This is a genomic window from Bacillus sp. BC05(2025) (genome assembly GCF_056725905.1).
Window position 1 is genome coordinate 42,474 of the sequence record NZ_JBWYRA010000008.1, and the last position, 14,174, is coordinate 56,647.

General features: G+C 35.0%; 11 protein-coding genes and 1 pseudogene. 5 read left to right on the top strand and 7 right to left on the bottom strand.

The window, feature by feature from the left end; genetic code table 11:
• Positions 1–9: 9 nt before the first annotated feature.
• Positions 10–2,121: a (Fe-S)-binding protein gene (locus ACZ76X_RS21590; RefSeq protein WP_098670899.1), complete on the bottom strand. Its 2,112-nt coding sequence runs from the start codon at positions 2,119–2,121 to the stop codon at positions 10–12.
• 308 nt (positions 2,122–2,429) lie between these two features.
• Between ACZ76X_RS21590 and cls the strand changes: the two genes are divergently transcribed.
• From cls to ACZ76X_RS21605, 3 genes are all read left to right on the top strand, one after another.
• Positions 2,430–3,623 carry a cardiolipin synthase gene (gene cls, locus ACZ76X_RS21595; protein ID WP_479851646.1) on the top strand — a complete coding sequence of 398 codons (1,194 nt, stop codon included), beginning with the start codon at positions 2,430–2,432 and terminating at the stop codon, positions 3,621–3,623.
• Positions 3,624–3,655: 32 nt separating this feature from the next.
• Positions 3,656–4,609, top strand: a complete 954-nt coding sequence (uvsE, locus tag ACZ76X_RS21600) for a UV DNA damage repair endonuclease UvsE (protein WP_479851711.1) — start codon at positions 3,656–3,658, stop codon at positions 4,607–4,609.
• Between the two features lie 125 nt (positions 4,610–4,734).
• Positions 4,735–7,413: a DUF4084 domain-containing protein gene (locus ACZ76X_RS21605; RefSeq protein WP_479851647.1), complete on the top strand. Its 2,679-nt coding sequence runs from the start codon at positions 4,735–4,737 to the stop codon at positions 7,411–7,413.
• 17 nt (positions 7,414–7,430) lie between these two features.
• Here ACZ76X_RS21605 and papR read toward each other — a convergent pair whose 3' ends face one another.
• Together papR and plcR are read right to left on the bottom strand one after the other, a co-directional pair.
• Positions 7,431–7,577: a quorum-sensing peptide PapR gene (gene papR / locus ACZ76X_RS21610; protein ID WP_000734741.1), complete on the bottom strand. Its 147-nt coding sequence runs from the start codon at positions 7,575–7,577 to the stop codon at positions 7,431–7,433.
• A gap of 89 nt (positions 7,578–7,666) precedes the next feature.
• Positions 7,667–8,524 carry a transcriptional regulator PlcR gene (gene plcR, locus ACZ76X_RS21615; protein WP_226640821.1) on the bottom strand — a complete coding sequence of 286 codons (858 nt, stop codon included), beginning with the start codon at positions 8,522–8,524 and terminating at the stop codon, positions 7,667–7,669.
• 200 nt (positions 8,525–8,724) lie between these two features.
• On the opposite strand from plcR, the pseudogene ACZ76X_RS21620 reads away from it, so the two are divergent.
• Positions 8,725–9,257: pseudogene (locus ACZ76X_RS21620) on the top strand (M4 family metallopeptidase); the annotation flags it as partial.
• Positions 9,258–9,272: 15 nt separating this feature from the next.
• On the opposite strand, the gene ACZ76X_RS21625 reads toward ACZ76X_RS21620, so the two are convergent.
• From ACZ76X_RS21625 to ACZ76X_RS21640, 4 genes are read right to left on the bottom strand one after another with little or no spacing between them, the layout of a single operon-like run.
• The gene (locus ACZ76X_RS21625; protein ID WP_098670904.1) at positions 9,273–9,875 is read right to left on the bottom strand and encodes a response regulator transcription factor; all 603 of its coding nucleotides are present in this window, start codon (positions 9,873–9,875) and stop codon (positions 9,273–9,275) included.
• Positions 9,872–11,002 (bottom strand): sensor histidine kinase, encoded by a 1,131-nt coding sequence (locus ACZ76X_RS21630; RefSeq protein ID WP_479851648.1) that lies wholly within the window; start codon positions 11,000–11,002, stop codon positions 9,872–9,874. The genes ACZ76X_RS21625 and ACZ76X_RS21630 overlap by 4 nt, the downstream gene beginning before the upstream one ends.
• Positions 11,003–11,737 carry an ABC transporter permease gene (locus ACZ76X_RS21635; protein ID WP_074608073.1) on the bottom strand — a complete coding sequence of 245 codons (735 nt, stop codon included), beginning with the start codon at positions 11,735–11,737 and terminating at the stop codon, positions 11,003–11,005.
• Positions 11,734–12,636 (bottom strand): ABC transporter ATP-binding protein, encoded by a 903-nt coding sequence (locus ACZ76X_RS21640; protein WP_479851649.1) that lies wholly within the window; start codon positions 12,634–12,636, stop codon positions 11,734–11,736. Before ACZ76X_RS21640 ends, ACZ76X_RS21635 begins: the two co-directional genes overlap by 4 nt.
• A gap of 157 nt (positions 12,637–12,793) precedes the next feature.
• On the opposite strand from ACZ76X_RS21640, the gene map reads away from it, so the two are divergent.
• On the top strand, positions 12,794–13,588 hold the full coding sequence (gene map, locus ACZ76X_RS21645) for a type I methionyl aminopeptidase (RefSeq protein ID WP_002096176.1): 795 nt from the start codon (positions 12,794–12,796) through the stop codon (positions 13,586–13,588).
• Positions 13,589–14,174: the final 586 nt, after the last annotated feature.

Below are 14,174 nucleotides of genomic sequence, written 5' to 3' on the forward strand. Positions count from 1 at the left end.
GCTTGCAGATTACATTGCTTCTTTCTTCTGTCCGATAACAGAGCGTTCTAAAATCTCTGTTACATCAAGCGTTTGAACATTTTCTTCTACTTCTTTCGCTTTCGTCCCATCACTAATCATCGTTAAGCAATATGGACAACCTGTACCGATAATAGATGGTTGCACAGCTAATGCTTGTTCTGTACGAGCAACGTTAATACGTGAACCAGCTGTCTCTTCCATCCACATTAAGCCACCGCCTGCTCCACAGCACATTCCCGTTTCACGGTTACGTGCCATTTCTACAAGGTTCACACCAGGAATCGCTTTCAAAATATCACGTGGCGCTTCGTATACTTCGTTGTATCTTCCTAAATAACAGGAATCATGGTACGTAACTGTTTCCTCAATAGCGTGAACAGGTTTTAAGCGTCCTTCTTTCACCCACTGAGCTAACAGTTCTGTATGATGATAGACTTCTGCTTGCAAGCCAAAGTCCGGATACTCATTTTTAAATGTGTTATAAGCATGAGGGTCAATCGTAACGATTTTCTTCACTCCTGCTTTTTCAAATTCTTCGATATTCTTTGTCGCCATCTCTTGGAAAACAAATTCATTTCCAAGTCGGCGCGGTGTATCTCCAGAGTTCTTCTCTTTATTACCAAGTATCGCAAATGAAATGCCTGCTTCGTTCATCAACTTCGCAAACGATATCGCAATCTTCTGACTACGATTATCATATGATCCCATTGAACCAACCCAGAATAAATATTCGAACTCCTCGCCAGCTTTCGATTTTTCTTTCACAGTTGGAACTGTTACTTCATCATCACCTTGGCGCCATGTTTCACGCTCTTTACGGTTCAGACCCCACGGATTCCCTTGACGCTCGATGTTTGTCATCGCACGCTGCGCTTCCGCATCCATCTTTCCTTCTGTTAAAACGAGATAGCGACGTAAATCAATAATTTTATCAACATGCTCATTCATAACCGGACACTGATCTTCACAGTTACGACACGTTGTACAAGCCCAAATCTCTTCTTCTGTGATAACATCTCCGATTAAACTCGGATCGTAAGCGAGTGTTGCAGCTGCAGATTCTTGTTGTCCTTTCCCAGCTGCCATCATCGCTAACTGATTTCCTTGTGTATTATTAAAAGCAACTACTGGAACCCACGGTGCTTTTGATGTTACTGCAGCTCCTTTATCAGTCAAATGATCGCGAAGTTTTAAAATTAAATCCATCGGCGATAACATTTTACCTGTTCCTGTTGCCGGACACATATTTGTACAACGACCACACTCTACGCAAGCGTATAAATCAATAAGCTGATTTTGTCTAAAGTCTTCAATTTTACCAACACCAAACGTTTCTTGTGTTTCATCTTCAAAGTCAATCTTTTCAAGTTTTCCTGGGTTTGAAAGGCGACCGAAGAAAACGTTGGCTGGTCCTGCAATTAGATGCGCGTGTTTTGATTGTGGAACATAAACTAAAAACGTTAACAAAATTAGTAAATGCACCCACCAAGAGAAATAGAACACAGAAATGGCTACGGTTTCATTTATCCCCGAGAAAACGTAAGCGATTGCAGAAGCGATTGGTTCACTCCATGAAAGCTCCTCGCCGTGCCATATAATTCCCATTCCATTACCGAGTAGCACAGAAATCATTAAGCCGCCAATAAAGATAAGAACAAGGCCTGATTTGAAATTACGTTTTAAACGAACTAGCTTCTCAACATAACGTCGATGAAAAGCCCAAAAGACTGCAATTAAAATAACAAGTGTGACAATTTCCTGGAAGAATGTAAATGCAGGGTATAGTGGTCCAAGTGGAAGATGTGATCCTGGTGCGAGTCCTTTCCAAACGAAGTCAATTGCTCCAAATTGGACAAGAATAAATCCGTAAAAGAACATAACGTGAATAATGCCGCTCTTTTTATCTTTCAGCAGCTTTTTCTGACCGAAAACATTGACCTTAAGGAGATCCCAACGCTCTTTAAAACGACGGTCAAATTCAATCTTTTTTCCTAACTGTATGTAGGCCATCCTCGTTCGTATAAGATACACAAACAAATATCCCGCATAAGCAATAACAGCAATGGCAGCCAGCCAATTCATGATCAGTAAGCTATTCATTTTTATGCTACCCCTCTCTTTGTAAGCCCTCTTTCTTTTTTTAGAATCTTCAAAAACATATAATTTTCTGAATTTTATCCCCTACCTTCATTATATAATGAGTGAGCATTCAGTCAACAGTTTTTTGTTATACAACAACATATTTTTTAATAAAGCTGTTTATTTCGGTGAAACTATAAAGTGAAACTTTAATCAGTAGGGAGCTGTTTATTCCCTACTGATTATTAGCCACCAAATAATCGGATACATTGAAAGTTTAATTTATAAAAAACTGATGGTGAAAAGACCGTGAAGGAGGGAATTTACTCATGTTCTTCTTATCTCTCTTATTAATAGGCATCGCTCTCTGGATTGTAATCGATCTTTCTTATGGGAGAATTGTTCATTTAAAGCGTGTACGTTCTCGTTCTTTCCCTTTACGTCAAAGTGATTTTCACCTTTATACATACGGAAAAGATTTGTATGACGCCCTATTTACTGATATAAAACAGGCGAAGCACCATGTGCACGTTTTGTTCTTCATTGTCAAAAACGATAAAATCAGCCGTGAATTTTTAAGGTTACTTATCGATAAAGCAAAGGAAGGGATTGAAGTAAGACTTTTACTCGATCGATTAGGAAGCCATCATTTATCAAACGAGGCAATTCGTTCCTTGCAAAAACATGGGGTCTCTTTTTCATTTTGTCATAAAGCAAGGTTTCCTTTTCTTTTCTTTTCTGCAAATCAAAGAAACCATAGAAAAATTACAGTTATTGACGGAAAAATTGGTTATATTGGTGGGTTTAATATTGGAGAAGAATATTTAGGGCATAATCAAAAATTAGGATTATGGCGCGATTATCATTTACGCCTTACAGGGGAAGGAATACAAGATTTACAAAAGCAATTTTTACATGATTGGCTCGACGATACGAACCAAAATTTATTAAATTCACCTCTTTATTTTCCTAAGCAACAACCAGGAATCATTCTGCATCGTTTTATCCCTACCGATGGTGCCTACTTGCAAAATACATTTTTACATTTAATTGAAAGTGCGGAAAAAGAACTCTTTATCGGTACACCATATTTCATTCCTGGGAAGAAAATTATGAATGCATTATTAAAAGCGCGACAACGTGGGGTTCAAATCACGGTTCTCGTTCCAGAAAAAGCGGATCACGCCCTTGTTCGCGAAGCAAAATTCCCATATTGCCGAAAGTTAATACAAGCTGGATGCAATATTTACGCATTTCAACAAGGTTTTTTTCATGCTAAAGTTATTATAGTCGATGATTATATTTGTGATATTGGAACTGCAAACTTTGATATGCGAAGTTTATATATTAACCATGAAATCAACTGCCTTTTATATGATGAACATTTTATACAAACAGTAAAAAGCAAATTCCATGAAGATCTAGAAAATGCGTCATTACTTTCCTTTAAAGATGTTAGCCCGCATTCTCTTATTGATAGGGGAAAAGAATGGGTAGGAACGATACTTGCTTTCTTTCTATAGGAAGGATAATGAATAAAGGAGATGTATTCATTATGATTATGCGTTTCGGATATGTCTCACATGCAATGGCACTCTGGGACTGTTCTCCGGCTAAAACGATGACATTTACAAGCTTTCAAAAGCTTAGTAAACAAGAACGAGAAGATAAATTATACGATGTTACGCGGCAGAATCTTGAGCATACAATACGTATTCTTCATTACAATATAGCGCATGAAATTCCATTATATCGCTTATCTTCTTCCATCGTCCCACTTGCAACACATCCCGAAGTCGAGTTTGATTACATCGGGTTGTTCACACCGCTTTGGCGTAAAATTGGGGCCTTAATTAAAGAACACAATTTGCGAGTAAGTTTTCATCCAAATCAATTTACGCTATTTACAAGCGATAAGCCACATATTACAACTAACGCTATTACAGATATGACTTATCATTATAAAGTATTAGATGCAATAGGGATTGCAGATTCTTCTTATATTAACATCCATGTAGGTGGTGCCTACGGAAATAAAGAAAAAGCGGTTGGACGTTTTCATGAAAACATAAAAAAACTTCCTGCACATATAAAAAAGCACATGACGCTTGAAAACGACGATAAAACATATACAACTGCTGAAACTTTATCAATTTGCCAAAAAGAAAAGATACCTTTCGTATTTGATTATCATCATCACATGGCTAACCTTTGCGAAGAACCGCTAGAAGATTTACTTCCTGCAATTTTTGAAACTTGGTCACATACAAATATCCTTCCTAAAGTTCACATTTCCTCCCCTAAATCAGAAAAAGAGTTTAGGGCTCACGCTGAATATATTAATTTAGAGTTTATTAAACCTTTCTTACACATTGCAAAAAAAATCAATCATGATTTCGATATTATGATTGAAAGTAAACAGAAAGATTTAGCACTATTCCAATTAATAGCTGAACTTTCTTCTATAAGAGGAATGAAAAGAACAACTGGCGCAACGTTACAATGGTAAATTGTAATGTTGCGCCTTTTTTTCAAAAAGTAATTCTTATAGTAAAAATGTTCCTATTTTATATGCTATTATTTAAATTAGCATTTTCCCCCTAAGATTCAACTTTATTGAAATGGAGTCATAATATGATTAATCAAAAAAAGTATGTACAATTTGTCATAATGTATATTTTTATATTTTCTCTTTGGATATTCTTTATTCCAGATAAATGGAATATAAAAGAAATTGGAATCCTTTTCTTATTTTGTTTTGCTGCAGTCTTTTCTTGTTATTGCTCATATAAAGCAATTAAGAAGATGAAGCGCGGCGATAAATTATTTTGGGTGTTATTATTATGCACTTGCCTCTGTGGATTGGCTATGGAGATAACTTTATTTCTTGATTCACTTTCTATATGCACTCAAGTCATATTCTCATATGAAGCACTACCTTTTTTCATCATCCAATATATTTTACTCTTTTCTGGCTTTACTATAAAATTCATAAAACATTACTCTATTAGGGGCCTTGCTCAATTTTCATTCGATAGCATCTTTATCGTTATTATGAATATTTATTTTACCCTAACTTTTATTTTGGATCTTTCAAGCTTCAGTATGCTAACAAAGGGCACGTGGATTTTAATTGGATACTTTGTCGCACAATCATTAGTAATTTACGCCGTTATTAGCCTGTATAGAAGAGAACAATATTCTTCTAGTAGAATTTCATTAATTATTGGTTTTACTATCATGCTCGTTTACGGATATATACAGCTATTCCAGTTAAACAAAGGAATGCAAACTTCCGCTGAATTCTCTTATTTAATACATACTGCTTCCATTTTATTAATCTGTTTATCGTCCATACTATACATTTTGGATAAACCAATGCAACATGAAACGAAAACAAAATATTATCGATTTGACTATGTGCGCTTTATATTACCGTATTTTAGTATAATCATTACTTTTTCCTTTATTATCATTCAACCTTGGGATGATAAGTTCATGTTAATCGGTCTCGTATTATCACTTATTTTTTTATTCTTACGACAACTTTACATGTGGAAAGATAATAAAGTATTAATCGATACATATGAACAGCTGACTACACAACTAGAAGATGAAGTTGAAGAAGGTGCATTTGCATTATCAAAAAGTGAACAACGCTATAAATCTTTATTTGAAGATCATCCCGATGCTGTTTTTTCTTTAAATATGAATGGTATTTTTCAACATTCTAATAAGGCATGTGAAAGCTTGTTTACTGCCTACTATTGTGAAGTAGCAAGCTATTCTCTTCTACACTTCATTGATTCAAAAGACCATGATCTATTAAAGAAAGCTTTACAAATAACAAAAGAAGGTAGGCCACAAACTTTAGAAGTTCGTACAAAAGAAAACGAAGGCTATTACTATTACCTTCACATTACACTCATCCCTACTTTCATAAACAAAGAAGTTGTTGGGATGTTCGGCATAGCACGTGATATTACAACTTTATATGAAAAGCAAAAACAAGTAGAACATTTAGCCTTTCATGATGCACTTACTGGATTACCAAATCGCCGAAAGTTTGAAAAAGATTTAAAAAACATTTTAAATACAGCTCAAACTAGCGCGAATGATGTTGCTGTCATGTTCCTTGATTTAGATAGATTCAAAAAAATTAACGATAGACTTGGTCACGATGTCGGAGATCTATTATTAATTGAAGTAGCAAAAAGATTACGTGGTTGCTTGCGTTCAAAAGATATCGTTGCTCGTCAAGGTGGAGATGAGTTTACAATTCTATTACCAGATATGTACTCAGAAAAAAGTGCGGCTTTTATAGCTGAACAGATTTTAACCGTTTTAAATAAACCATTCTTCATTAAAGACGAAGAACTGTCTATTACACCGAGTATCGGAATTGCCATGTATCCTGATTACGGAACCGATGTTACTGAATTAATGAAAAATGCTGATATGGCTATGTATCGCGCGAAAGCAAATGGAAAGAACAGATTTGTTTTCTTCTCAAAAGAAATAAGTATCGCCCAAAATGAAATCCAATTCTTAGAAGGTGAACTTGCAAAAGCATTACAACAAAATGAATTTTTCCTGGAATATCAGCCACAAGTAAGCACAAAAACAAAACAAATTATCGGTTTTGAAGCATTAATTCGTTGGAAGCATCCAAAACTCGGCATCGTATCGCCTGCTCAATTCATTCCTCTAGCGGAGGAAACTGGATTTATTATTGAGCTTGGAAATTGGATTTTACGTACCGCCTGCTTAGAGGCAAAAAGGTGGCATAATCAAGGTTTTTCTCACTTGAAAGTTGGTGTAAATTTATCTGTTGTTCAATTTAACCATACAAATTTAATTCCAACCATTTCAAAAGTGTTAGAAGAAACAGAACTAAAACCAGAAGCACTAGATATTGAAATTACGGAAAGCATTGCAATTAATCAAAATCAATCTGTAGTTGCAAAACTAGAACAGCTTCAAAATCTCGGTATTCAAATTTCAATCGATGACTTTGGAACTGGTTATAGTTCTTTAGCTTATTTAACAAAATATCCAATTAATACATTAAAAATTGCTCGGGAATTTATTTGCGGCATTACAACTAGTCCTTTAGAAGAAGCGATTATCTCTTCCATTATTACACTATCAAAAGAACTAAATTTAGAAGTTATCGCCGAGGGAGTAGAGACAGAAGAACAATGGAAGTTTTTATATGAACAAAACTGTGACAACATTCAAGGATTCTTTATTAGCAAGCCTGTTTCTAGTAAAGATGTTTGGAGGTTACTCCACAAAAAAACAACCGTCTAAGTAAGACGGTTGTTTTTTTAATATTCAAAAGGTAGGTCCGAAGCTAATTGTACCTCTTGATCATTATGAGAAATTACTTGGCTTTTCTCTAAAGCTGTATCTGTTAATGAAATACCCCATGCCATTGCTAACGTTAATAAACTACCAATAAGTAATTTTTTCATATTCCATCACCCACATTTTTTTCTTTTAATATATCATGAAAATTTATCCATACCGTATGCAATTATGCATATCCATTTTTTAGGGTTATTCATTGATTGATTTTATTTACGATCGCCTCTTTATATGCATGCATTTCTAATATATCAAAAAAGAAACTTGCTTTCTTATATGTATCTTCAATCTCTGCCTCATCATACTCCAACTTTTCTAGACATTCACCTCTTTGATAGTACAGCTGTCCAATTAATGCCATACTATTAATTCGGCAAGATATTTCAATCGCCTTATTCACTTGATACAAGGCTTGTTCATATTGATTATCTAAGTATAATGCTTTTGCATGATTATACCTTACCTTCACGTCGAATTCTTCATTATCATGCAATGTCTCTAATTGTTTTAATATATCTTCAAATAACTCAATACTTTTCTTAAAATAATTATTTTCAGCATAAATATTTGCAATTGCATTCTCTATATAAAGATTTTGGTATACGTCTATTCCAGCTAATTGTTGGTTTAATAATTTTTTTAATTCTAAAATACAATATTCATAATCAATTTTCTTCAATATGTAAGCTGCCACATGATATTGCCATTGAAGAAACTGCTGGAATTCAGGATGATATTCTTCCTTTTTCAGCTCATTCCATACTCTATTATAAATCTCTTTATATTTTTTTTGCTTACACAGCATAATGACTTGATCTTTAAACTGTTTTTTTCTCTCAATATCCGAATAAATGAGTACCTCATAAAAATGAATAATGGGAACTTGTAACTTTGCTGCAATACCTTGCAATATATCCATACTTGGGTATACCGCGCCCGATTCAATTCGACTCACTTCCGATTGATGACATATGTTCTCGGATAACTGCTTTTGTGTTAACCCTCTCATCACCCTAATTTTCTTAATTTCACTTCCTAGTTTTTCTGCGTGCATACTTACTCACCATCCCATTATAACAATCTAATTTTTTAAGTTGTCATACCACTACAATAATGTGAATTCGACAATTTTTGATATGAAATAATGCATAATATATATATAAAATTCGGCAAATTCTTAATACAATTCATCCCACATACAATAATAGATTAGGAGTTTTATAGATGAATTAGAGAAAACTTGCCAGTGCATTCATTCCGTTCGGTCTCCTTTGCTCCTTATCAACAAAAGCTATTCATGCCCAAGAATTAGATAAAAGTGAAGTAAAAGTTGAAAATGCTCAGCCTGGTTTAACAATTGGGAAATTAACAAAACCTCAAAATGATACGAAAGAGAATATTGCGAAAAAACATTTAAAGGGTGAGGTAAACGTGGCTAAAGCTCAACAAGAACAAGTCACTACTAAGAAAATGTAGATTTCCAACCTACAAATAAAGAAACAAAAGAAAATCAAACCGAAGCTCGCCTTGCACAAACATATAAAAACTATAAAGTATATGGACAAGATCTTATTGTAAAAGTAGATAAAAATGGAGTAATCACAACTATTAGTGGTAAAGTTGTCCAAAATTCAGATCAACAACCTAATCTTACTATAACAAATTTTTTGTCGAAAAATGAAGTAAAATCTATATTACGCGATATACTTCAAATCCTGAGCGATGCGACTGTGACGAAACTCTCTATTGAAATACTTGTTTATAAGAAAAAAGAAGCTTACCACTCATAGGTAAACTTCTTTTCATATCCATCCCTTTTCTTCTGCAATTGTAATGGCCTCAATTCTATTTTTCGCATCTAGCTTCGTTAATACTTCAGAAATATAATTACGAACTGTGCCAGGTGAAAGATAAAGTGTCTTCGCAATTTCATTTGCCGTCTTTCCTTCTTTCGCGAGTAGCAATACTTCTTTTTCACGATCTGATAACGGATTTTGTTCCTGCCATAAGCCAAACATTAAATCTTGAGAGACTTCTCGCTTTCCTTTCATTACGTTACGAATCGATGCAGCTAAATCTTCACTCGGGCTATCCTTTAATAAATATCCTTGTACGCCAGCTTTCATTGCTCGTTCAAAATAACCAGGACGCGCAAATGTTGTTAAAATCATTACTTTACATGCTGATTTTTCTTTCTTTAATGTTTCCGCAACATCTAATCCGCTTTGAATTGGCATTTCAATATCCATAATGCTTACATCAGGTTGTAACGATTCAATTAGTTTTAGTGCCTCTTCCCCGTTCGCGGCTTGCCCAATTACTTCGATATCATCTTCTAGATCAAGCAAGGCTCCTAATGCACCACGAAGCATCCGCTGATCTTCTGCAATAATAATTCGAATCATGCCCTCACCTCATCTTTTCCTGTTCGAATAACAACCGGTACTTTTACTATTAATAGTGTCCCTGGATTGATTGTGGCCAGTTCAACAAACCCATCAATAAGAGCGATGCGCTCCTTCATACCACGAATGCCATTTCCATCGTGGTTTTGATCTGCTAAACCGATTCCGTTATCTTCTACTTTCAAAATCAGCTCACCTTGTGATTCTATTACAGAAACTGTACAATTTTTCGCCTTACTATGTTTTACAACATTCGTCACAGCCTCACGTAAACACATTCCTAAAATATTTTGTTCAATAGGTGATAACGAACTCGAACTCGCTTCCTGCTTTACTTCTAATTCGATATTAGCCGCTTGTAAGATCGCCCTTATTTGCTCTAGCTCTTCCTCTACTGTAATCATACGCATATCCGAAATTAATTCTCTTAGCTGCTTTAAAGCAGTACGAGATGTTTGTGTAATTTCCTTTGCTTCCGCACTTGCACGCTCCGGATTTTTTACAATTAATTTCTCCACGAGCTGACTCTTTAAAGTAATGAGTGATAACGTATGCCCCAACGTATCATGAAGATCTCTTGCAATTCGTTGCCGTTCTTCACGTTTCACTAAATCTTTAATTTGCTCATTCGCTTCGTTTAATTGATTTCTTAACATCTTTTTTTGATTAAAATTACGCATTCCAAATGGTGTAAGTAGCATTAAAATAAACATCGGAACAATATTTACTAAACTCGTAGTTGTTATTTGATTCATATTTACAAATATAAAACTTCCAAGCATTACAGCTAACAAACTTAACAACAATCGAAACACTTTCTTATTTGGTGCAAACCCTATCGCACTTGCTGTGAAAAAACCAAAGAATATCATGAAGGGGTTGTAAAATAAAGCAAATAAAAAAATGAGTACCATTTGAATACATGCCCAAAAAACAAACGTTCTCTGCACAAAATAAAGCTGACGGTATGTGATAATGAAAACTATCAACATACCGCTTCCAATTACAAGCTTCCACCCTGACGCCTGCGATAAATGGTAAATCGGAAATAATAAATACACGAGAAACATATACGGAAAGAAACCCATATGTTTCGGAAAAATCTCAATCCTCTTCTTCTCTATCATTTATACCGCTTCCTGTCTTTTTCTTATATATATTGATATTACAACAAATATAAGGAAATAACCTCCTAATACCGCGATATTTTCCCAGCCAATCGATTTTCCAGCTACAATATCCCATGCACCACTTCCGAAGTGATATGTTGGTGTCCATTCACCGATAGATCTTAATATTTTCGGGAATACTTCGATTGGCATCCATAGACCGCCAATTACAGCTAAACTCATATTTAAAATATTCGCTAAACCCGCTGCTGCATCCGCCTTCTTAATAGAACCTATTACTGTTCCTAATGCTAAAAATGGTGTTACACCTAACAACAACCATAATCCAGCACCAATCCATTGCCCTACTGTTAACTCAACATGATTAATTAATATCCCTGCGATAAAGATAACTAAAATTGAAAAAGCATTCACTACTGTTTGAGCGATGATCTTTGCTGTTATATACGCTCCCTCTGGAAGTGGTGTAATTTTCAACAAATGTGTCCAACCTTGCCCTTTTTCCTGAGAAATCCTTACACCGAAACTAAAAAGTGCTGTCCCTACAATACTAAACGTCGCCATTGAGATTAAATAATGCGCTTTCCACGCATCTCCGTTTTGTGGCACTTGAATAACATTAGTGAAAATGTAGTAAAACATAACTGGCATTAATAATGAGAAAAAGATAAATAATTTATTGCGGAACGTACGTAAAATTTCTATTTTACATTGCATCCATAAAGCTTTCATGCGATTTCCCCCTTCTGATTTGCGACAAACTGTTCAAATGCTTCATCAAGACTTCCACGTTCAACTGAAATATTTGTTACAGGTAAGTTCTTTTCATAAATTGCTTTTAAAGTTGCATCCGTATCTTCAGTTATTAAAGTGAAATGGCCTTCGTTTGATTGTACTTCTGTTACGCTTGGTAACCCTTTTAATAATTTTGCAGGAATACTTTCCTTCGAATAAAATGTAATTGTTTTTCGTGAAATCGTCGCTTTCATCTCATCTGGCGTACCGTCTGCGATAATCTTTCCATTAGCAAATAATAAAATACGATTTGCTAATGCATCTGCTTCTTCTAAATAATGCGTCGTTAAAATAATCGTTTTCCCTTCACTTGCTAACTTTCGAATCGTTTCCCAAAACGTTCTTCGAGACGTAATATCCATTCCAACCGTCGGCTCATCTAAAAATAGCAAATCTGGATTTCCTGCAAGTGCGAGTGCAAAATTTAACCTTCTCTTTTGACCGCCTGATAATTTCTCACATCTTTGCTTTCGCTCTGATTTTAAATTCGATAACTGTAGCAACGTTTCTTTCGCTACCGGATTCGTATAATAGCTACGGAATAACTCAATTGCCTCTTCCACTGTAATGCTATCAATGACACTTACTTCTTGTAACATCGCGCCGAGGCTATTACGAACATCTCTATGCTTTGGACTCTTTCCAAATATAGAAACAGTTCCTTCCGTCGGATCCTTTAATCCAAGCATCATCGACATCGTCGTCGTTTTCCCTGCCCCATTCGGTCCAAGCAATGCTACGATTTCTCCTTTATTTACATGAAATGAAACGTTATTTACTGCACTTTTATGCTTAAATGTTTTAGAAACACCATTTACTTCAATAATCTTTTCCATCTCTCCACCCCCGCTGTTTCTTATATTTACATTGTATTACTTGGAAAACTTAGGAAACAGTATGATGCGTCATGACATCGATATGACAATTGTCATGTATTCTTTATGAGAGGAATCAATCCGCATACTGCAAGCGAGTAGCAGGACGAAAATAAACATGATACAATCGGGTAAGATATATATTCGAGGAAGGACAGTGGTTTTCATGATTATTCGTAATGAACAAGATTTAGAAGGCTTACGAAAAATCGGCCGCATCGTTGCGCTTGCACGTGAAGAAATGAAAAAAGAAGCGAAGCCAGGTATGACAACGAAAGAGCTTGATTTGATCGGTAAAAAAGTATTAGATGAGCACGGTGCTATTTCTGCACCTGAAAAAGAATATGATTTCCCTGGTGTAACTTGCATCAGTGTAAACGAAGAAGTTGCTCACGGTATTCCAGGAGATCGCGTATTAAAAGAAGGCGACTTAGTAAATGTCGACGTATCTGCTGCACTTGATGGTTATTATGCAGATACAGGTATTTCATTTGTACTTGGAGAAGATGAAGCAAAAGAAAAGCTTTGCCAAGCAGCTGTTGATGCATTTTGGGCAGCAATGAAAAAGGTGAAAGCTGGTTCAAAACAAAACCAAATTGGTCGTGCTGTTTCAAACTTTGCACATAAAAATGGATACAATGTAATTCAAAACTTAACTGGTCACGGTATCGGTCTTAGTTTACATGAAGCACCAAACCATATTTTAAGTTACTTTGACCCAATGGATAATGCGCTTTTAAAAGATGGTTTAGTTATCGCTGTAGAGCCATTCATTTCTATGAAGGCTGATCACATTATCGAACGTGGCGATGATGGTTGGACATTCGTTACACCTGATAAAAGCCTTGTTGCACAATGTGAACATACAGTTGTCGTAACACGCGGTGAACCGATAATCTTAACAGAAATATAAAATTAAAAATGACCGTTTGTAGAATTTTTCTACTAAAACGGTCATTTTTAATTTTTGGAAAATATTTGTTAAACCGCTGTTGAACTCTTTATCATTTAAGTATATAATCTTTAGCGAAGGTTATTCATAATCATCTTCTAGAGAAGATAACACTATTATCAAAAGGGATACCTTCTTTTTTATTATGTAAAACAGCTTCAAAAATGACCGCAGTAATGATTTAGTCGAATATTATAAATAACTTATATTCCACTAAATCCGAAAAGGAACTGTACCATGTTAACTTCGGTCCACAAATTGTACAACTCTCTCTAGGCAAAAAGTTAATTTTCATAAGTGTAATAAGTGACATTATTAAGACACAATTACCTCAATTTCATATTACATAAATGAATATTTTCAAAGTGCATATTGTCTTCAACCTAACCAAAATCAACCCTATTCAGATTTTTTCCACACAATTTTAAAGCAAAAAACAAACTTTTAACTTGGGATACATTACTTTGGTTAGCATGTATCGTAAAACTTACCTTTATGACTATCTAGTTCATAACACATTCACAAGAAAATACTCTTGTATATAAAG